The organism is Paractinoplanes polyasparticus (assembly GCF_019710575.1).
Lineage (GTDB): Bacteria > Actinomycetota > Actinomycetes > Mycobacteriales > Micromonosporaceae > Actinoplanes > Actinoplanes polyasparticus.
The window spans coordinates 158,715-176,944 of record NZ_JAHWFK010000041.1 but is presented as its reverse complement, the minus strand read 5'-3'; the positions used below and the strand labels follow the sequence as shown (position 1 = coordinate 176,944).

Sequence of the window (18,230 nt, the reverse complement as noted above, 5' to 3'; positions counted from 1 at the left end):
CGACCGGAAGGCAGCCCTCAGCCACGCCCGAACCGGAGGGCCGCCTCAGACGGTGATCCGCTCCGGCGACGTGTAGACGTTCATGCTCCGGCCGCGCAGGAAGCCGACCAGCGTCATCCCCGCCTCGTCGGCGAGCTCGGCCGCCAGTGTGCTCGGCGCCGACACGGCCGCGAGCAGCGGGAGCCCGGCCATCCAGGCCTTCTGGGTGAGCTCGAAGCTGGCCCGCCCCGAGACGAGCAGCAGGTGCCCGGTCAACGGCAGCCGTCCCTCGCGCAGCGCCCACCCGATCACCTTGTCGACGGCGTTGTGGCGGCCCACGTCCTCGCGCAGCACCACCAGTTCGCCGTCGGCGGTGAACAGACCGGCCGCGTGCAGGCCACCCGTACGGTCGAAGGTGCGCTGGGCCGCGCGCAGGCGGTCGGGCAGCTCGACGAGAGTGCCGGCGGCAACGGTGAGCGTGTCGGCTGCGACGTCGAACTGCGAACGGGTGCGCACGGCGTCGATGCTGGCCTTGCCGCACACACCGCACGAGCTGGTGGTGTAGAAGTTGCGGCTCGGATCGGTGACCGGCGGCGGCACCTCGGCCCCCAGCACGACGTCGACCACGTTGTAGGTGTTCGGGGTGTCGGTGCCGGCGCACAACTGCGCGGTCACCACGTCGTCGGCGCTGCCGATGATGCCCTCGGTCAGCAGGAAGCCCATGGCCAGGTCGATGTCCTGCCCCGGGGTGCGCATGGTGACCGCCAGCGGCGCCTTGCGGACGCGGATCTCGAGCGGTTCCTCGGCGGCGAGGTCGTCCGGGCGGCGGCGGGGGTCGCCGGTCGCATCCAAATTGATCTTCACGACTGGTCGCCGGGTCATCGTCCTCGCCATGGGTCGAGCGTAGGCCGGTCGGCGGCGTCCGGCCCGCCTCGGACGGGGACGCACCGATACTCCTGGGACACACAGTGATCAACGACTGGTAACTGAGCGCGCGGTCACGCTGGACACGCGGTCGGGATACGGTACGTACGTGGGGGGATATGCGGCGGTGGTGCTGGCCGGCGGAGCTGCGCGGCGGATGGGTGGTGCGGACAAGCCGACCCTGACCGTGGCCGGGCAGTCCATGCTGACCCGCGTGCTGGCCGCGGTGCACGACGCCGACCCTCGGATCGTCGTCGGCCGGGTGCCGCCCGACCTGCCCGTGCAGGTGCACTCCACCAGGGAGGATCCGCCCGGCAGCGGCCCGGTGGCGGCCACCGCGGCTGGTCTGGCGCTGGTGCCCGACGACGTCTCCTACACGGCGCTGCTCGCCGCTGACCTGCCGCTGCTCACCGGTGAGGCGATCGACGTGCTGCGCCTGACCGCCGAGTCGGCGCCGATGCAGGGTGCGGTCTACCGCGACGCCGAGGGCCGGCGACAGATGCTGTGCGGGGTCTGGCGCACGGCCGCCCTGCGTCAGGCGATCGACCACCTGATCGAGGAGCGCGGCCGTCTGGACGGCGCCTCGGTCCGCGAACTGATGAACCACATGCGGGTCGCCGAGGTCTCGTGGCGACGGCCGGGCCCGCCCCCCTGGTTCGACTGCGACACCGACGACGATCTGCGCACCGCCGAAGAGTGGGCTCGATGAATGAACTCGACGCCTGGCTGGCGGCGGCCGGCCGGCGGGCCGGTGTCGATCCGGCCGACATTCCGACGCGGCTGGTGCTCGACCTGGCCCGTGACGTCGCCCACGGCGTGGTGCGTCCGGGCGCGCCCGTGACCGCCTACCTGCTCGGAGTGGCCGTCGGCCGGGGCGCCGATCCGGCCGAGCTCGCCGCCCGGTTGAGTGAGTTGGCCGTGTCCTGGTCACCCGGCGAAGGGGCCGAACCGCCCATCCCCTGAGAGCGGGGCGATGGGGCGGACGCCGCTCGATAGGGTGGCGGGAGCGGAGGTGACGATCATGACGGCACAGAGCGCCGAGGGCAGCGAATCCAGCGAGGGTGTGATCCTCGACGAACCCACCACGGCCGACCTGCGGGCAAAGGTCGGTGAGGCGTGGCGAGAGTTCGCACGGGCCCTGGCCGGCCTGCTGCCGACCCTGGCCCCGGGCGCGCACGTCGACCTGACTCTCGACCCGACGGCGTCGGGCACCGGTCTCGCCGTGTACTCGGTGAGCATCCGGGTGCTCGAGGACAGCGTGGTCGAGGCACTGGCGATCGGCAACGCGGGACTGCCCGAGGGCTACCGGATGGACCGCAGTTCGATCGCCGACCTGGTCGCGCTGGGCTGGTCGCCGCCGGGCGTGCTGGCGGGCTCGGGCGACTCGTTCGGCCTGAGCTCCACTCAGGACAACAGCAACCGGCTGGCCACCGTGGTCGCCCGCACGCTGCGCGACGTCTACGGCGCACCGCACCCGGCGTTCCTGGTCTACCTCGTGCACGACGAGAACGACGAGCCCCTCGACACCGCGCCGCTGGCCACCGCCCGGCACGAGCCGAGCATCGACGACGAGCTGAGCCTCGACGACATCGCCGAGGACGGCGTGCTCGCGGCCGCGCTGGCCGACGCGGCCGACGAGGTCGTCCCGCTCGACGAGCGGGTCCGCACGGTGGTCGCCACCATGTCCAAGACCACGGTCGACCAGTTGCAGGTGGACGCCGACGGCGACATCGGCATCCGGGCCGGGTCGGCGATGGTCTTCGTGCGAGTGCGCGACAATCCGCCGCTGGTCGACGTGTTCTCGCCGATCCTCACCGAGGTCGAGCCGACCGAGACGCTCTATGTGAAGCTGTCCGAGCTGACCAACCGGATGCCGATCGGCCGGCTCTACGCCGCGCAGGACACCGTGTGGGCGTCGATCCCGGTCTTCGGCCGCAACTTCCAGGCCACCCACCTCATGCTGGCCGTGCAGGTCATGACCGGCTTGGCCGACGAGCTGGACGACCGGTTGCACGGCGAGTTCGGCGGCAAGCGGTTCTTCGGCGAGGGCGACAAGCCGGCCCCCGCGAAGGAGCCGGCCGAGGATCACCGCACCGGCATGTATCTGTAAGGGGCCTGCCCTGCCGGCCCGCGGGGCTGAGTGCGGACCGGCAGGACAAGCCCCAGTCACTTCAGGTCGACCCAGCCGACCTGCTTCAGGGTGGACAGGTTCGAGGCGAGCACGCCGCCGTCGGTGACCGACCACAACACGTCGCCGACGACGACCGCCCGGCGCATCGGGCCCGAGTCCGTGGCCGCGGCCGCCAGCCTGGTGGTCTGCTCGATCCGGTCGCGGGTCACCCGCAGGGCGAGCGCGCCGTCGGCTCGGGCGTCGGCCACCGGCAGCACCAGCAGCCCGTTCGCCGGCCACCAGAGGATCGCGTGCGGGTCCGACTCGGCCTCCGACGACCCGCCCGGCACCACATGCTGGTCGAGGCGCCGGGGCGCGGCCGGGTCGGTGACGTCGAACAGGGACACCTGCATGCCGGTCGGCCGGCCCTGGGCCGTTGCCTCCTGCCCGACGCCGATCAGCCTGTTCTCGCCCACCGGCTGCAGGTGCGCCGAGTAGCCCGTGATCTTCAGCTCGCCGGTGACCCGGGGCTTCTGCGGCACGGCGAGGTCGAGGCTGTAGAGCGGATCGGTCTGGCGGAAGGTCACCACATAGCCGCGGGGGCCGATGAACCGTACGGAATAGATGCGTTCACCCCGGCCGAGACCCTCGACCGCACCGACCTCGACCAGCTTGCCGTCCTTCTCGCGCAGCACCCGCACCGCCGAGGCGTCGTCCGTCCAGCTCGTCGTGGCGACCCGCAGGTGACCGTCCCACTCGGACATCGAGTACTGGTTGAGCAGCCGCCCCGGCACCTTGCCCGACGCCACGTAGAGCGGCTGGCCCACGGGCGGCAGGCTGAACCGGTAGATGTCGGTGCCGTCCGGCGGGGCCGCCCGCCCGGCGTCGGTCCCGGCGGCGTTCATCCGCCAGTTCTGGTTGTTCGCGATGTAGAGACTGCCGGCGCTGCCGTAGACGGCGTCCCCGTCGGCGACCACCGCGGCCGGCTCCCCGTCGCCGAGGGCGGTCGCGTTCAGGTCGAAGGAGAGCACCCGCAGCATCGACAGACCCGAGTACGACTCCGGCCGGCTCACCGCCGAGCACTCGAGCCGCCCCCGGGTCGTCGCGCCGCCGGTGGTGATCTCCCAGCTGGGCAGCCACGCCTCCATCGGCGCGCGTTCGATGCTGCCCCGGTCGTCCTGCATCACGTTCTCGGGCTGGGGGTCGCCCCGGTACGGGAACTGGAAGTCCGGGCTACTGCTGATCACGACGCGGGCCACGCTGCCGTGCTGGCGGGCGTCGACCAGCCGGCCGTCGCCGCGGTAACGGCTGAGCAGCCGCGGCGTGCCGCCCGTGAGGTCGACGAGCAGCACCTCGGAGCGGCCGTTGCCGGGCCGGATGATCCGGGTGTCATCGCGCAGCGGCGAGATTCCGCCCCCGTCGGCGAGCACGAGCGCGTGGTCGCCGGCCAGCAACAGCGTGGGCTCGCCGAACGCCTGGAGGCCGAGGTCGAGCTTCCCCGTCTGCCGGCGGGCCGCCGTGTCGACCACGCGCAGCACGCCGCCCGAGATGGCGACGATCCGCCGCCCGTCGGTCTTCACGATGTCGGGCTCGTCGACGCCCACCTCATGCACATTGGTGCCGGAATGAGAACCGGAGTCGGACGTGCTTGCCGCCTCGGCTCCGCCCAGGGCACGGGCGTTCCCGGGCACGGGTGGCGGTGCGACGTAGCTCTTCTCGGCGGCTGCCCGCAGCTCCTTCTCGAGCTGGGCGCAGGAGTCGAACGCGACGAGCTTCAGGGCCGGTGCGGCGACCGGCGAAGGCTCGTCCGACGGGCCGGACGCGGTGCAGGCGGCCAGCGGCAGGACAGCCAGTGCGGACAAGAGCCAGGATCGACGCGACATGTCCGGTTGGACGCGCCCGCCGGCGATCGGGTTCCCCGGGTCAATCCATCGCGGGGACGGGCGTCGGCGTCTCGACCAGACGGGACAGGACGATCATGCTGCGGGTGGAGGTGACGAACGGCTCGGCCCGCAGGCGTTCGAGCACCTGCTCGAGGTGCCCGATGTCGGCCGCGCGCAGGTGCACGAGGGCGTCGGCCTCACCGGAGACCGTGTAGGCCCCCACCACCTCGGGGTGGCGGCGGGTGGCCACCGTGATCTGAGCCGGGGTGGTGCGCCCGGTGCAGAAGAGCTCGACGAACGCCTCGGTCGTCCAGCCGACGGCGGACGGTTCGACGACGGTGGTGAACCCCTTGATCACCCCACGGGATCGAAGCCGGTCGACCCGTCGCTTGACCGCCGGAGCCGAGAGCGAGACCTTCGCCCCGATCTCGGCGAACGACGAACGTGCGTCAGCGACCAGCAACGCAATGATTCGCTGATCCACGGCGTCCAGTTGCAACGATTCGCCCCCAAGAGACAAGATTTCTAGCTGTTTCGTGCATCGCAGCCTACCTACGCTCTAGCTCATGAACCACACCGAGCGCCGGCCGCGGAACCGGACATATCTCATGTGTCCTCCGCAGCATTTCACGGTCGAGTACGCCATCAACCCGTGGATGGACACGACCGTCCCGGTCGACGCCGCCCTGGCCCTCAAGCAGTGGGAGGTCCTGCGTGACACGCTGGGCGACCTCGGCCACCGTGTGCACCAGCTCGACGCCGTACCCGGCCTGCCCGACATGGTCTACGCGGCCAACGGCGCCTTCTCGGTCGACGGCGTCGTCTACGGCGCCCGCTTCCGTCACCCGCAGCGGGGCGCCGAGGCCGACGCCCATCGCGAGTTCTACGCCGTTCAGGGCTGGAACTTCGCCGGGCCGCAGCACGTGAACGAGGGCGAGGGCGACTTCGCCTACCTTCCCGGCGCGTACGGCGGCCTGGTCCTCGCCGGCTACGGCTTCCGCACCGACCCGGCCGCGCACGCGGAGGCCCAGGAGGTGCTCGGCCGTCCGGTGGTGTCGCTGCGCCTGGTCGACCCGGCCTTCTACCACCTCGACACCGCCCTGGCCGCCCTCGACGATCGGCACGTCACCTACTACCCCGGTGCGTTCTCGCCGGCCTCGCAGCGCGTGCTCGCCCAGCTCTTCCCGGACGCCGTGCTCGCCGACCGCTCCGACGCCGAGGCGTTCGGCCTCAACCTGGTCAGCGACGGCCGCCACGTCGTTCTCAACACCGAGGCGACGGCGATGGGCGACAAGGTGCGTGCGGCCGGCTATCAGCCCGTGCACGTCGACCTGTCCGAGCTCAAGCGGGGCGGCGGCAGTGTGAAGTGCGTCGTAGCCGAGCTGAGGCAGTGACCTCGGACACTGCGAAAGACGGCATGGGCGCTGGCGGATGACTGGAGACCGTGCGGGAAGATGGATCGCATGACCGACGAACAAGGCAGCGTCAAGCAGGACGACGGTTCCGTCATCGTGGTCGGCCCCGACGGGCGTCCGCTGGGGACCATGGACGCCGACGGGACGGTCAACCCCGAAGAGCCCGGCAACCTGATCGAGCAGCCCGCCAAGGTGATGCGCATCGGCAGCATGATCAAGCAGCTGCTCGAAGAGGTCCGGGCGGCACCGCTCGACGAGGCCAGCCGCGGCCGGCTCCGCGAGATCCACCAGCGCTCGATCACCGAGCTCGAAGACGGCCTGGCCCCCGAGCTGCGCGAAGAGCTCGAGCGCCTGTCCCTGCCGTTCGAGGGCGAGACCCCGCCGAGCGAGTCCGAGCTGCGCATCGCCCAGGCGCAGCTGGTCGGCTGGCTCGAGGGTCTGTTCCACGGCATCCAGGCCGCGCTCGTCGCGCAGCAGATGGCGGCCCGGCTGCAGCTCGAGCAGATGCGCGGCGCCGGCGCCGGCCGTCCGGCCCTGCCGATGGGTGTGTTGCCCGGCATGCCCGGCCCGCGCGAAGGCGGCGCCGAGGGCGGCCGCACGGGGCAGTACCTCTAAAGCCCGTAGAGCTCCGCGAGGTAGTTCGCCACCCCGTCCTCGTCGTTGCTGAGGCCGATCTCGTCGGCCACGGCCTTGAGGGCGGGGTGCGCGTTGGACATCGCCACCCCGTGCCCGGCCCAGCTCAGCATGGGTATGTCGTTCGGCATGTCGCCGAAGGCGATCACCTTCGACTTGTCGATGCCGTAACGCTCGCAGTGCCAGGCCAGACCGGCAGCCTTGGTCACGCCGGCCGCGCTGATCTCGACCAGGGCGCTCGACGACGAGTGGGTGGGCGTGGCGATGTCGCCCAGGGTGCGGCTCACCAGCTCGAAGAACTCGTCCGGCCCGTGGTGGGCCGAGCGCGCGAGCAGTTTGACGGCGGGGGCGGAGGTCAGCTCGTCGGGCGTGGTGAGAACGCGTACGGACGTGCCGTCGCCCTCCCAGCGCACGGGCCAGGCCTCCTCGTACCAGAAGGCGCGCCCGTCCTCGACCTCGACCGCCAGCGCGACGTCGGGCACAGCCTCGCGCAGCCGCTTCGCCACGTCGAGCAGCAGCTCGACCGGGAGCGGGTCGGCTCGCAGCACCTCGTCCCGCTCGGCGTCGTAGATGACGGCGCCGTTGGCGCAGATCGCCGGCACCGGGGCCGCCATCTGGTCGAAGAGTTGCCGGAGCCAGCGGACCGGGCGGCCGGTCACGACGACGAAGGGCACTTCGAGCGCGTCGAGCACCTCGATCGTGCGCTTGCTGAGCGTGCCGTCGGTGCGGATGAGCGTGCCGTCGATATCGCTGGCGACGAGCTGAAAAGGCGAGGACATCACCTCGACAGTAGCCGGTCGAGGTAGGTGGCCACCCCGTCCTCGTCGTTGGTCAGCGTGACCTCGTCGGCGACCGCCCGCAGTTCCGCGTGAGCGTTGCCGACGGCCACCCGGCCCCACCCCGCCCAGGCGAACATGGGCAGGTCATTGGGCATGTCGCCGAAGACGAGGACGTCGGCCGGGTCGACGCCGACGGCCTGGGCGACCACCGCCAGGCCGGTGCCTTTGTCCACGTTCGCGGGGCAGATCTCGATGTAGTCGAGGCCGGCCTGGGTGACGGAAGCCACCTCGGGCGGGACGATGCGGCGGGCCACGGCGAGCAGTTCGTCGACGTCGTAGGCGAAGGAGCGGGCGAAGGCCTTGATCACGTCGCCGGTGAGGCAGGCCGCGCGGGGCCGGCGCTCCAGGACCACCGGATAGCGCCACGTCGGGTCGTAGTCGCCCCACAGCGGCGAGTCGTCGTGTTCCAGCGCCTCAACCATGACGGAGAGCTCGCCCGCCTCGGCCTCCAGCGCGGCCAGCACCTCGGCCAGTGCGGGGCCGGACAGGCGGGAACGCAGCAGATAGGTGGAATCGGCCTGGTCGAGCACCCAGCCGCCCTGGGCCATCACCAGGAAGTCGGCGTCGCGGATGTCGTTGCGGGTGAGGGAGGTGAGCCGCGGGCCGCGGCCGGTGGCGCCGACGACGCGGATGCCGGCCGCCCGTACCCGCCCGAGCACCTCGTGGGTGTAGTCGGACACGGTGTCGTCGCTGCGGACGAGGGTGCCGTCGAGATCGGTCGCGATCAGCTTGGGGAGGCCAGGCTTGACCATCGATTACCTCCGAGGGTTGTGCAAACCCCCGCGGAGGGCGGAAGGAGAACGGTACACCCGTGCGACTACCAGCGGCTATGACTACTGGTAGCCGACGGGTGTATTAAGCGTTAGCGCGCGGTCTCCAAGATGTCGCGGCCGCCAACGTACGGTTGCAGTGCCTTCGGAACCCGGACAGAACCGTCCGGCTGCTGGTGATTCTCGAGGATCGGAATCAGCCACCGGGTGGTCGCCAGCGTGCCGTTCAGCGTCGCCGCCGTCTGCGGCTTGCCGTCGGCGTCGCGGTAGCGGATGTTGAGCCGCCGCGCCTGGAACGTCGTGCAGTTCGACGTCGAGGTCACCTCGCGGTAGCGGCCCTGCGACGGCACCCAAGCCTCGCAGTCGAACTTGCGGGCCGCGCTCGAACCGAGGTCGCCGCCGGCCACGTCGATCACCCGATAGGGGATCTCGACCTTGGCCAGCATCTCCTCCTCCATCGCGAGCAGGCGCAGGTGCTCGTCGGCCGCTTCGTCCGGCTTGCAGAACGAGAACATCTCGACCTTGTCGAACTGGTGCACCCGCAGAATGCCGCGCACGTCCTTGCCGTACGACCCGGCCTCGCGCCGATAGCAGGACGACCACCCGGCGAAGCGTTCCGGCCCGCCCTCGAGGTCGAGGATCTCGTTCGAGTGGTACGCCGCCAGGGCGACCTCGGACGTGCCGACCAAATAGAGGTCGTCGGCCTCGAGGCGGTAGACCTCGCTGGCGTGGGCGCCGAGGAAGCCGGTGCCCTCCATCGACTCGGGCTTCACCAGCGACGGGGTGATCGACGGGACGAAGCCGTGCTCGACCGCCTGGGCGATCGCCATCTGAAGCAGGCCCAGCTGGAGCAGCGCGCCGACGCCGGTGAGGAAGTAGAACCGCGAGCCCGACACCTTGGCCCCGCGCTCGGTGTCGATCGCCCGCAGCGCCTCACCGATCTCGAGGTGGTCCTTCGGGTTCTCGATCGACGGGAGGTCGCCGACCTCGCGCAGCACGACGAAGTCGTCCTCGCCGCCGGGCGGAACGCCGTCCTGCACCAGGTTGGGCACCGCGAGGTGGGCGGCCCGCAGCGCCTGGTCGGCCGTGCTCGTCTCGGCCTCGGCCGCCTTGACCTCGGCCGCGAGCTCCTTGGTGCGGGCCAGCAGGGCGGCCCGCTCGTCGCCGGAGGCCTTGGGCACCTGCTTGCTCAGCGACTTCTGCTCGGCCCGCAGCGCCTCGAACCGCTGGGTGGACGATCGGCGGGCCTCATCGGCGCGCAGCAATTCGTCCACCACCTCGGTGGACTCGCCACGCAGTCGCTGGCTGGCGCGGATCCGGTCGGGGTCTTCGCGAAGCAGACGCAGGTCAATCACGAGTGTCGAGCCTACCGGCGACCAGGCCCGCTCAGCACACGGATATCCCCCCCGTGTCGGTTTGCCCGTCAGCTCGGCCGGTCGCGGTCGTCGCTCAGCGACGTGAACGGCTGCGAGGGTGCGACGGTGAGGTCGAGCGGTTCGTCGCCGGGGCGGTCGGTCCCGTCGGCCACCGGGCGCCGCCACGACCACACAGCATCCGGCTCGGCCTCGCCGATCGGCGCCGGCGAATCGGAGCCGGCGCCGGCTCCGGCCGGAAGGTGGCGTCCGGCCAGGTAGAGCGCGGCCAGAACCAGCAGGATGCCGGCGAAGGCGCACCACAGCCCCCGGCCGTACACCAGGGTGGCCTCGCCTTCCTCGAGGGCTATGCGATAGACCGGGTCGATGGCGTAGCTCACGGAGCTGACCGCGGAGGCGACGGCGATGAGCAGGCCCAGCTGCGTGCCCGCCACGCTGAGGCCGGCGAGCCGGGCGTAGCGGCGGCCGCCGGGCGGCCCGAACAGGGTGAGCACCACGGCCGGCACCACCAGGAACAGGCCCAGCACATAGCCGATGCCGAGGGCGCCCAGGTCGTCGATGCCGGTGGGCAGCACCCGCTCACCCGCGTCGACGCCCAGGGTGCTCGGGTCGAGCGTGGTGACCTGCCATTCCGAGAGCACCGAGACGAGCGCGGCCAGGGCGGCCAGCGCCGCCGTCAGCGGCACTGTGCGCCGGTCGGCCATCAGGTCGCGGGCGAGGCCGCTGGTGTTCCAGCGGGACCGGCGGGGCTCGGGGGACGAGCCGAACTCGACCACCGCCTCGGGCGGGGTCACGTCGATCTCGAGCGGCGTCGGCTGCTGCTGCGGCGCGGGCATGGTAACCATGGTGCCCTGTGCCAGGTCGCCCGGCCAGCAGTCGTCGCATGGACTAGCGTTCTGGTCATGCCTATTCGCACCGCAACCGCTCGCTGGCAGGGGAACCTCACCGAGGGTTCCGGCACCATCAAGACCGGCAAGGGCGGCATCCAGGGGAACTACTCGTTCAAGTCCCGCTTCGAAGAGGGCGAGGGGACGAACCCGGAGGAGCTGATCGGCGCCGCGCACGCCGGCTGCTTCTCGATGGCCTTCTCGAAGGCGCTGTCCGACGCCGGCTTCACGCCCACCTCGGTCGACACCGTTGCCAAGGTCCACATGGACAAGACCGACGCCGGCTTCAGCGTCACCCGCATCGACCTCGAGACCCAGGGCGACGTCCCCGGTGTCGACGAGGGCACGTTCCAGAAGATCGCCGAGGACGCCAAGGCGAACTGCCCGATCTCCCGGCTGCTCTCGCCGGGCGCCGAGATCACCCTCAGCGCCAAGCTCGCCTGATCCACAATCACCACGTGCCCCGGCCGCTCCTCGAGCGCCCGGGGCACAATGGCATCTGTGCCGGTCGAGATGAGTCGGGAACGCTTCGAGGAACTGGTCGGTGAGGCCCTCGACGAGGTGCCCGCCGAACTCCTGAAGGTCATGGACAACGTGGTGATCGTCGTCGAGGACGAGCCGCCGGACGGCGAGGATCTGCTAGGCCTGTACGAGGGCACGGCGCTCACCGAGCGCGGCTGGGACTATGCCGGCGTGCTGCCCGACCGCATCACCATCTACCGCAATCCCACGCTGCGCGTGTGTGACACCGAGACCGACGTCATCGACGAGGTCGCGATCACCGTGGTCCACGAGATCGCCCACCATTTCGGCATCGACGACCACCGCTTGCACGAGCTGGGATGGGGCTGAAACCGCAGTACAAGGCTTGTGTCAGCCTCCTACTCTAGGTGCACAACATCCAGCAGGAGGCGTGCATGCGCAGCGAGCTTTTCTCCGCCGACAACCTCGAGAAGGAGTCGGCCCAGCCCGGCCTCCGGCTCCAGAACTCCAAGCTGCTCAAGGCCGAACTGAACGGCGAGTTCATGGCCCGCGTCGGTTCGATGGTCGCCTACCAGGGGCAGGTGCAGTTCGAGGCGCTCGGCTCGGGCGGCATCGGCAAGTTCCTCAAGCAGAAGCTCACCGGTGAGGGCGTTCCGCTCATGCGCGTACGCGGTCACGGCGACGTCTTCCTGGCCGAGAACGCGGCCGACATCCACCTCATCGACCTCGAGCCGGGCGACGCGCTCTCGATCAACGGCTCGAACGTGCTCGCCTTCGACTCGTCGCTCAACTACGACATCAAGATGGTGCAGGGCGCCGGCATGATGTCCAACGCCGGCCTGTTCAACTGCGTCTTCACCGGTCACGGCCGGATCGCTGTCACCACCAAGGGCACGCCCGTGGTCCTCAGCGTCGACCAGCCCACCTACGTCGACCCGCAGGCCGCGATCTGCTGGTCGGCCAGCCTGCAGACCGGCTATCACCGCGCCGAGCAGCTGGGCCTGGGCACGCTGCTGGGCCGAACGACCGGCGAGCGGTTCACGATGAGCTTCGCCGGTCAGGGCTTCGTGGTCGTGCAGCCCTCCGAGGAGCCCCCGGGCGGCCTGGCCGGCGCCGGCGGCGGTGGCCAGCAGCAGGAAGGCATCCTCGGCAACATCTTCGGAAACTAAAAAGTTCGCTGAGCTTGCCGGCCTCGCTCCGCTCAGCGGGCATTGCGCGACGGGCGCAACGCGACTTTGGTTGCGCTTGGCGCTTCAGGCCAAGTCGCCGGACCGGATCTGGGCGAGCCAGGCCGCGGAGTCGGCGAAGTCGCTGTTCGAGAGGCCCCGGGGGGATGCGACCGGGGCCTCCGGCGTGAGCCGGTGGCGGGGGTAGCTGCCCAGGAAGCGCACCTCGGCGCAGATGCGGCGTAGGCCCTGCAGGGCCTCGCCGAGGCGTGGTTCGGCCACGTGGCCGGTGCAGTCGAGGAAGAAGACGTACGTGCCCAGCTGCTCCCCGGTGGGCCGGGACTCGATGCGGGACAGGTTGATGCCGCGCACGGCCAGTTCGGTGAGCACGGACAGCAGCGCCCCGACCTGGTCGCGCCGGATCGAGAGGGCGAGCGAGGTGACGTCGTCGCCCGTGGGCTCGGCCGGCGGCCCGGGCCGGGTGAGCAGGGCGAAGCGGGTCACCGCGTCGGCGTGGTCGGCCACCTTGTCGGCCAGCACGGTCAGCCCGTTGCGGGACACCCCGATCGGCGCGCAGAGGGCCGCGTCGTGCTCGCCGCGGGCTGCGCTGATCGCCGCGGTCGCGTTGGAGAGCACGTCGACGATCACCGCGTCGGGCACGTTGGCCAGCAGCCAGTTGCGGCACTGGGCCGAGGCCTGCGGGTGGGCGGCGATCGAGCGGATGCCGGCGAGCGGTGCGGGCGTGCGCGCGGCCAGCACGAACTCGACCGGCAGCACGACCTCGCGCGTGATGATCAGGGGGCTGCCGGTGGCCAGTTCGTCGAGCGTGACCGGGACGGCGCCGCCGACCGAGTTCTCGAGCGGCACCAGCGCCGCGTCGGCCTCGCCCGTGCGGACAGCTTCGAGCGCCTCGGGCACGCTGCGGGCCGGAGTGCGCAGGCCGCGCTCGGCGGCGGGGATGGTGCGCAGCGCAGCCTCGGTGAAGGTGCCCTCCGGACCGAGGTAGACGAAGCGCGTAGGCGGCGTTCCCGGCATGGCTGCCAGTCTAGGCCTGTCCTCGGCCGGCCTCAGAAGCCACAGGCCAGCACTCTGATGCCGGGTGGGGCTGCGGTCTGCACCCGTTCGATGCACACGTCGGAGCCGGCCGCGACCAGCGCCAGCGTGGTGCCGGCGCCGGTGGCCACCACCATCAACGGCTCCAGGTCGTCGGCGTCGGCCCCGGTGACCTCGACCGTGGTGAACGACCAGGCGCCCGAGCAGAACGGCCCCTCGTAGACCCGCAGCGGTTTGTCGGGGATGCCGCGCTTGCCGGTGATCAGCGCGAGGATCTGCGGCCGGGTCGGCTGGGCGGTGCACCGGGCGGCGTGCGACGGGGTCGGTGTGGCCGGGGTGGTCTCGGGTGCGGTCGTCGTCACCGTGGGCGTGGGCGTGGGCGTCGGATAGACCTGAGTGGGGTAGGCCGGGACGGTCGGGTACGTGAGGGTGCCGGTCGGCAGCGGCTGGGTGGTCGCGGTCGGCAGCGGCAGGGCGATGGAGGGGTTCAGCGGGATCGGTGCGGCGCTGGGCGACTCGTACGGCGGTGAGGTGGGCAGCGGCCGCGGTGGCTCACCGCACGCGCTCAGCAGAGCCGCGGCCGCGATCGCCAGGGGGACGACAGTTGTGCGGGGGGACACGCCGACATGCTATGTCCCGCTGGTCCCGATGTGACCAGGGTCAGGACGCTATCCGGTGTCCGGCGGCGCGCAGGGTGTCGATCGCCTCGCTGAGTCGGACGGTCGGCACGAGCAGGTAGTCGGTCGAATACGTCGAGAACGTGACGATGTTGACGCGGGCGTCGGCCAGCGGCCCGATCAGCGAGGCCAGCACGCCGGTCAGCGCGAGGTCGAGCGGCCCGACCACGCGCAGGCACCGCCACGCGGTGTCGACGTCCGCACCCGCGGGCACCCGCTCGACCGGGCAGATGATCGAGAGCTCGTCGGCGTCCCAACTGAGGGAGATCACGCTCTTGTCGTCCGGACCCGCGCTCAGCGAAGCCGGGATCGGAGAACCGGCCGGCAGCCGGCTCACCGCGTACTCCGCAGGCAACAGGTCTAGATCGAGCATGAGGGCAGACTACGGTTCGAGATCAGGGTTGCCCAATGCCCACGGGGTGCGTCAAACGCCACAGCTCGGACATGCGCCCGAAACGAGTGGGCGGAATCAGTAGCGAACCGCCGAGAAGAACGTCATCGAGCCGGCCACCCGCTCGTTGTCGAACAGCGGCGTGGCGATCGCGTCGACGGTCAGCGGCGTCTCGCCGGGCGCGGGCACGACCCGCAGCAACCCGCGGGCCAGGCGCTCGCTGCGCAGCGCCAGCAACGGCGGAATCTTGTCGGCGTCGGATTCCTCGAGCTCGCCGGCGCCGGCCGTGAAGTCGATGAGGTGGAGCACCGAGCCGAGTGGCTTGCCGAGCACCTCGGGCGGCTTGCCCAGGCCCAGCAGATCGCCGCACGAGACCGAAACGGCGACGATCGCGGTCGTCGTGTCGATGATGAGGCAGGGTTCCGAGGCGGAGGTCACTGTCGCCGTCCACCGGTCGAGGCTCGGAACGAACTCGGCCTCGGAGGGAGTGCGCGCCTGCGGCACGAACGCTCCCGAGAGTGAGAGTTCGACGTGAGCCACCCGATCCTCCTCGCTCCTGCGGATCGACGGCAGCGCCGCGGCGACGCTCGGACTCCCGAGCGGTGCCGCGGCGGTGAAGCCGTCGACTACAACCGGAAGGAACGTTACCGGCGTGCTGTCCGCTTGTCAGCGGCCGTTTGTCCGTCAGCGTGCCAACGGTAGTCGCCGGCCGGCCGATAGGGCGCGTTTGCCCAGGTGGCCGGGTTGTTGGCCACGGCTGAGAGCTTGCCCGCGGTAGCCGGCGAGATGCGCGCGCCACCCGCGATCAGCAGCCTGTCAAGCTCCTTGTCGGTGGCGACGAGTACCTCTTTGGGGAGGCCGTGCACGCTGATCACGCCGTTGCCCACGAAGGTGAGCACGGGCGTCACCGGCACGCTCAGGCCGACGGCGGCGGAGAGCGCCTTGCTCGCGCGGCGGGCCTCACGACGGGCCTCGGCGACGTACTGCGGGCGCTTACCGTTGATCTGCACCACGTCACCGGCGATGAGCACGCGGGCGCGGCCGTGATCGGCGACGGTCACCGCGTAGACGCCACCCGGGCCGATCGCCAGGAACCCGGCGCGATCGTCGGCGGGGTCGGGTTCGTAGTAGCCCAGCGCGTCGGTGCGCGGCCAGTCCACGATGTGCCAGTTGGGTCCGAGACGGTCGAGGCGGGTGAGCGCGCGAGCGCCGGCGGCCTCGAGACGACGGGCGTCCCGCTCGGCGCGACGGCGGCGTGCCCACTCGGCGGGTGTCGTCGTGCGACCGGGCGCCTCGAGAGCGGCGGGGCTACCCAGGCGACGATCGATCCTCTGAGTGTTCGGAGCGGCGGGTAGAGCAGGGCGGGCTGGGAAGACAGTCACTGCGACCTCCGGCAAAAGGTCCTTCGGGCTCTCTTTTCACTACCGTAAGTGCTCGACCCCCTACGGAAGCAAGACACGGTCGTGGAGAGAAAGTGGAATGAGAGGGGATGAATGCCACATTCACGCATCAGTACTTCTTGCGGATGGTGCATCTCGACGCCTGTTCCCCTGTTCGACAGTTTCCAGGGACAAAGTTAGTCCGCGTACCGCTCTCGTGCACAGATGTCTCATGATCTAGGCAGAACGTCATCGGCCGATAGCGCGGAGTGCCCGGTGGGTGCCGCGAGATCGACGGGTGGGCTACGGTCGGCTCGTGGTGCACTACGTCGACAGTGAAGTCGGACAGCTGCGTACGGTGCTGCTGCACCGCCCCGGCGCCGAGCTGGCCCGCCTGACCCCCCGCAACAACGACAGCCTGCTCTTCGACGGTATCCCGTGGGTGAGCCGTGCCCAGGAGGAGCACGACGCCTTCGCGGCCGCCCTGCGCGAGCGCGGGGTCGAAGTGCTCTATCTGGGTCAGCTGCTGGCCGAGACGCTCGCGGTGGCCGATGCCCGCACCGAGCTCACCGATACGGTGCTGGCCGACCGCCGGCTCGGCGACACCCTGCGCGAGAGCGTGCGTCACTACCTGGCCGACCAGGATCCCCAGCGCCTGGCCGAGGTGTTGATGGCCGGTCTGGCCCACGAGGAGCTCAAGCCCGGGCCGGGCGGCCTGGTCTACGAGATGATGGACAGGCTCGACTTCGTGATCGATCCCCTGCCCAACCTGCTGTTCACGCGGGATTCCTCGGTGTGGGTACGCGACCGGGTCGCGGTCACCAGTCTGGCCATGCCCGCCCGCAGCCGCGAGACGACGCTGACCCGGGCCATCTACCGGCACCACCCGCGTTTCGCCGGCTCGGAACTGCTCTACGACCCCGCCCTGGAACGGCTCGAGGGCGGGGACGTGCTCGTGCTGGCGCCCGAGGTGCTGGCGATCGGGGTCGGCGAGCGCACCACCCCGGCCGGGGCCGAGCGGCTGGCCCGGCGGGTGTTCGCGGCCGGGCTGGCCCGCACGATCCTGGCCGTCCCGATCGCTCAGGAACGCGCCACCATGCACCTCGACACCGTGTGCACGATGGTCGACGTCGACGCGGTGGTGATGTACCCGAACATCGCCGACACCCTGCAGGCGTACACCGTGACGGCCGACGCCGACGGTGAACCCCGCGCCGCCGCGCCGCGGCCGTTCCTCGAGGCCGCCGCCGAGGCGATGCGGATCGACCGGTTGCGGATCATCGACACCGGGCTCGACCCGGTCACGGCCGAGCGTGAGCAGTGGGACGACGGCAACAACACCCTGGCCATCGCGCCGCGGCTGTGCGTGGCCTACGAGCGCAACGTCGAGACCAACGCGCAGCTCGAGCGGGCCGGCATCGAGGTCGTCCGGATCAGCGGCAGCGAGCTCGGCAGCGGCCGCGGCGGGCCGCGGTGCATGAGTTGCCCGATCGAGCGAGCGCCCTGGGGCGCGTGAATCACGCCGCCGGGCGATGCTTCACGTGCGACACGACGAGCTCCGGCACGGGCGTGGCGCCGCCGACGAGGTGGGCCCGGTCGGGGAAGTCGAACACCGCGATCTCGAGCTGTACGGGATAGTTGGGAGCCTGGCCGACCCGCTTGACCACCTCGCCGTCGACCGTGAACACGAGTGAGCCGGGGCGCCACTGCACCCCGTACGTGTGAAAAGCGGAAACGTCGATCGCCCGGGTGACCGTCCCCCAGTCCTCGGTGAGACGCGGATCGCGGAAGCGGTGCAGCCCCATCCCGATCGCCTGCGGATCAGTGCCGAAGACCTCCATGACGCAGATCTCGCCGGACAGCTCCGGGGCGGTCTCGATGCCGGAGAGCCAGAACGCGATCATCGACCGCGGGGTGATCGTGCCGCGCATCCGGATCTCGAGGTCGCCGTAGACCGGGGTGTAGCCCCAGAACTCCCCCTGCTCCTCCCGCACCGGCTGGTCGGTCAGGAAGGGCTGGCCACCCACGGTGCTGCCGACCGGGCCGGAGTAGTTCGCGCTCTGGATGCCCGACACCCGCAGCGGCGTCTCGTGCACGCCCTCGGCCCACAGCGGCTGGTCGGCGGGGATGCTCAGCCGCAGCTCCCCGCCACCCACCTCGTAGGTCGCCGCCGATTGCGAGCGGGAGCTCCAATGGGGCAGATACCACGGCACCCAGACAGAGCGGTCCAACTGCTCCGACTCGAATCGCTCGTCCAGGATCATGACG

At 70.9% G+C, this 18,230-nt stretch carries 22 protein-coding genes; 9 read left to right on the top strand and 13 right to left on the bottom strand.

The window, feature by feature from the left end; all coding sequences use genetic code 11:
• Positions 1–45 precede the first annotated feature (45 nt).
• Entirely contained in the window at positions 46–873 is an 828-nt protein-coding gene (fdhD, locus tag KXC43_RS35320) for a formate dehydrogenase accessory sulfurtransferase FdhD (protein WP_221380556.1), read from the bottom strand.
• A 139-nt stretch (positions 874–1,012) separates the two neighbouring features.
• Between fdhD and mobA the strand changes: the two genes are divergently transcribed.
• Genes mobA through KXC43_RS35305 form a run of 3 tightly spaced genes read left to right on the top strand, consistent with a single transcriptional unit; the run spans position 1,013 to position 3,013 of the window.
• Positions 1,013–1,612, top strand: coding sequence for a molybdenum cofactor guanylyltransferase (gene mobA, locus KXC43_RS35315; protein ID WP_251802674.1), 600 nt, complete (start codon positions 1,013–1,015; stop codon positions 1,610–1,612).
• Positions 1,609–1,866, top strand: a complete 258-nt coding sequence (locus tag KXC43_RS35310; RefSeq protein ID WP_221380555.1) for a DUF6457 domain-containing protein — start codon at positions 1,609–1,611, stop codon at positions 1,864–1,866. Before mobA ends, KXC43_RS35310 begins: the two co-directional genes overlap by 4 nt.
• Before the next feature lie 58 nt (positions 1,867–1,924).
• Entirely contained in the window at positions 1,925–3,013 is a 1,089-nt protein-coding gene (locus tag KXC43_RS35305) for a T3SS (YopN, CesT) and YbjN peptide-binding chaperone 1 (RefSeq protein WP_221380554.1), read from the top strand.
• Between the two features lie 56 nt (positions 3,014–3,069).
• On the opposite strand, the gene KXC43_RS35300 is transcribed toward KXC43_RS35305, so the two are convergent.
• Positions 3,070–4,875, bottom strand: coding sequence for a beta-propeller domain-containing protein (locus tag KXC43_RS35300; protein WP_255645362.1), 1,806 nt, complete (start codon positions 4,873–4,875; stop codon positions 3,070–3,072).
• Positions 4,876–4,936: 61 nt separating this feature from the next.
• Positions 4,937–5,395, bottom strand: coding sequence for an Lrp/AsnC family transcriptional regulator (locus KXC43_RS35295; protein WP_221380552.1), 459 nt, complete (start codon positions 5,393–5,395; stop codon positions 4,937–4,939).
• 67 nt (positions 5,396–5,462) lie between these two features.
• Between KXC43_RS35295 and ddaH the strand changes: the two genes are divergently transcribed.
• Positions 5,463–6,290, top strand: coding sequence for a dimethylargininase (ddaH, locus tag KXC43_RS35290; protein WP_221380551.1), 828 nt, complete (start codon positions 5,463–5,465; stop codon positions 6,288–6,290).
• 69 nt (positions 6,291–6,359) lie between these two features.
• A complete protein-coding gene (locus tag KXC43_RS35285) occupies positions 6,360–6,926 on the top strand; it encodes a bacterial proteasome activator family protein (RefSeq protein ID WP_221380550.1) in 567 nt (188 codons plus the stop codon).
• Here KXC43_RS35285 and KXC43_RS35280 read toward each other — a convergent pair.
• The 4 genes from KXC43_RS35280 to KXC43_RS35265 all read right to left on the bottom strand — a co-directional run bounded on the left by KXC43_RS35280 (position 6,923) and on the right by KXC43_RS35265 (position 10,762).
• A complete protein-coding gene (locus KXC43_RS35280) occupies positions 6,923–7,723 on the bottom strand; it encodes an HAD family hydrolase (protein WP_221380549.1) in 801 nt (266 codons plus the stop codon). The two genes, KXC43_RS35285 and KXC43_RS35280, sit on opposite strands and share 4 nt — an antisense overlap.
• Positions 7,723–8,535, bottom strand: coding sequence for an HAD family hydrolase (locus KXC43_RS35275; RefSeq protein ID WP_221380548.1), 813 nt, complete (start codon positions 8,533–8,535; stop codon positions 7,723–7,725). Before KXC43_RS35275 ends, KXC43_RS35280 begins: the two co-directional genes overlap by 1 nt.
• A gap of 110 nt (positions 8,536–8,645) precedes the next feature.
• Positions 8,646–9,908, bottom strand: a complete 1,263-nt coding sequence (serS, locus tag KXC43_RS35270) for a serine--tRNA ligase (protein WP_221380547.1) — start codon at positions 9,906–9,908, stop codon at positions 8,646–8,648.
• 68 nt (positions 9,909–9,976) lie between these two features.
• A complete protein-coding gene (locus KXC43_RS35265) occupies positions 9,977–10,762 on the bottom strand; it encodes a hypothetical protein (protein WP_221380546.1) in 786 nt (261 codons plus the stop codon).
• A 66-nt stretch (positions 10,763–10,828) separates the two neighbouring features.
• Between KXC43_RS35265 and KXC43_RS35260 the strand changes: the two genes are divergently transcribed.
• The 3 genes from KXC43_RS35260 to KXC43_RS35250 all read left to right on the top strand — a co-directional run bounded on the left by KXC43_RS35260 (position 10,829) and on the right by KXC43_RS35250 (position 12,465).
• The gene (locus KXC43_RS35260) at positions 10,829–11,257 is read left to right on the top strand and encodes an OsmC family protein (RefSeq protein ID WP_221380545.1); all 429 of its coding nucleotides are present in this window, start codon (positions 10,829–10,831) and stop codon (positions 11,255–11,257) included.
• Positions 11,258–11,305: 48 nt separating this feature from the next.
• Positions 11,306–11,665 carry a metallopeptidase family protein gene (locus KXC43_RS35255; protein ID WP_221380544.1) on the top strand — a complete coding sequence of 120 codons (360 nt, stop codon included), beginning with the start codon at positions 11,306–11,308 and terminating at the stop codon, positions 11,663–11,665.
• A gap of 65 nt (positions 11,666–11,730) precedes the next feature.
• A complete protein-coding gene (locus KXC43_RS35250) occupies positions 11,731–12,465 on the top strand; it encodes an AIM24 family protein (RefSeq protein ID WP_221380543.1) in 735 nt (244 codons plus the stop codon).
• A gap of 84 nt (positions 12,466–12,549) precedes the next feature.
• Here KXC43_RS35250 and pheA read toward each other — a convergent pair whose 3' ends face one another.
• From pheA to KXC43_RS35225, 5 genes are all read right to left on the bottom strand, one after another.
• Positions 12,550–13,497 carry a prephenate dehydratase gene (gene pheA, locus KXC43_RS35245; protein WP_221380542.1) on the bottom strand — a complete coding sequence of 316 codons (948 nt, stop codon included), beginning with the start codon at positions 13,495–13,497 and terminating at the stop codon, positions 12,550–12,552.
• Positions 13,498–13,529: 32 nt separating this feature from the next.
• The gene (locus KXC43_RS35240; RefSeq protein WP_221380541.1) at positions 13,530–14,135 is read right to left on the bottom strand and encodes a hypothetical protein; all 606 of its coding nucleotides are present in this window, start codon (positions 14,133–14,135) and stop codon (positions 13,530–13,532) included.
• Positions 14,136–14,175: 40 nt separating this feature from the next.
• Positions 14,176–14,565: an ACT domain-containing protein gene (locus KXC43_RS35235; RefSeq protein ID WP_221380540.1), complete on the bottom strand. Its 390-nt coding sequence runs from the start codon at positions 14,563–14,565 to the stop codon at positions 14,176–14,178.
• A gap of 96 nt (positions 14,566–14,661) precedes the next feature.
• Positions 14,662–15,123 carry a PAS domain-containing protein gene (locus KXC43_RS35230; RefSeq protein WP_221380539.1) on the bottom strand — a complete coding sequence of 154 codons (462 nt, stop codon included), beginning with the start codon at positions 15,121–15,123 and terminating at the stop codon, positions 14,662–14,664.
• Between the two features lie 104 nt (positions 15,124–15,227).
• A complete protein-coding gene (locus tag KXC43_RS35225; RefSeq protein ID WP_221380538.1) occupies positions 15,228–15,965 on the bottom strand; it encodes a hypothetical protein in 738 nt (245 codons plus the stop codon).
• A gap of 313 nt (positions 15,966–16,278) precedes the next feature.
• Between KXC43_RS35225 and KXC43_RS35220 the strand changes: the two genes are divergently transcribed.
• Positions 16,279–17,478 carry an arginine deiminase gene (locus KXC43_RS35220; protein ID WP_221380537.1) on the top strand — a complete coding sequence of 400 codons (1,200 nt, stop codon included), beginning with the start codon at positions 16,279–16,281 and terminating at the stop codon, positions 17,476–17,478.
• Between the two features lies 1 nt (position 17,479).
• Here the strand turns inward: KXC43_RS35220 and KXC43_RS35215 are convergent, their stop codons facing one another.
• Positions 17,480–18,226 (bottom strand): glycoside hydrolase family 16 protein, encoded by a 747-nt coding sequence (locus KXC43_RS35215; protein ID WP_255645361.1) that lies wholly within the window; start codon positions 18,224–18,226, stop codon positions 17,480–17,482.
• Positions 18,227–18,230 lie beyond the last annotated feature (4 nt).

What these genes read in the sequence shown, in the direction of transcription:
- fdhD (WP_221380556.1), bottom strand. Translation starts at nt 873, where the DNA reads ATGGCGAGGACGATGACCCGGCGACCAGTCGTGAAGATCAATTTGGAT.
- KXC43_RS35310 (WP_221380555.1), top strand. Translation starts at nt 1,609, where the DNA reads ATGAATGAACTCGACGCCTGGCTGGCGGCGGCCGGCCGGCGGGCCGGT.
- KXC43_RS35305 (WP_221380554.1), top strand. Translation starts at nt 1,925, where the DNA reads ATGACGGCACAGAGCGCCGAGGGCAGCGAATCCAGCGAGGGTGTGATC.
- ddaH (WP_221380551.1), top strand. Translation starts at nt 5,463, where the DNA reads ATGAACCACACCGAGCGCCGGCCGCGGAACCGGACATATCTCATGTGT.
- KXC43_RS35285 (WP_221380550.1), top strand. Translation starts at nt 6,360, where the DNA reads ATGACCGACGAACAAGGCAGCGTCAAGCAGGACGACGGTTCCGTCATC.
- KXC43_RS35280 (WP_221380549.1), bottom strand. Translation starts at nt 7,723, where the DNA reads ATGTCCTCGCCTTTTCAGCTCGTCGCCAGCGATATCGACGGCACGCTC.
- KXC43_RS35275 (WP_221380548.1), bottom strand. Translation starts at nt 8,535, where the DNA reads ATGGTCAAGCCTGGCCTCCCCAAGCTGATCGCGACCGATCTCGACGGC.
- KXC43_RS35265 (WP_221380546.1), bottom strand. Translation starts at nt 10,762, where the DNA reads ATGCCCGCGCCGCAGCAGCAGCCGACGCCGCTCGAGATCGACGTGACC.
- KXC43_RS35260 (WP_221380545.1), top strand. Translation starts at nt 10,829, where the DNA reads ATGCCTATTCGCACCGCAACCGCTCGCTGGCAGGGGAACCTCACCGAG.
- KXC43_RS35255 (WP_221380544.1), top strand. Translation starts at nt 11,306, where the DNA reads ATGGCATCTGTGCCGGTCGAGATGAGTCGGGAACGCTTCGAGGAACTG.
- KXC43_RS35250 (WP_221380543.1), top strand. Translation starts at nt 11,731, where the DNA reads ATGCGCAGCGAGCTTTTCTCCGCCGACAACCTCGAGAAGGAGTCGGCC.
- pheA (WP_221380542.1), bottom strand. Translation starts at nt 13,497, where the DNA reads ATGCCGGGAACGCCGCCTACGCGCTTCGTCTACCTCGGTCCGGAGGGC.
- KXC43_RS35235 (WP_221380540.1), bottom strand. Translation starts at nt 14,565, where the DNA reads ATGCTCGATCTAGACCTGTTGCCTGCGGAGTACGCGGTGAGCCGGCTG.
- KXC43_RS35215 (WP_255645361.1), bottom strand. Translation starts at nt 18,226, where the DNA reads ATGATCCTGGACGAGCGATTCGAGTCGGAGCAGTTGGACCGCTCTGTC.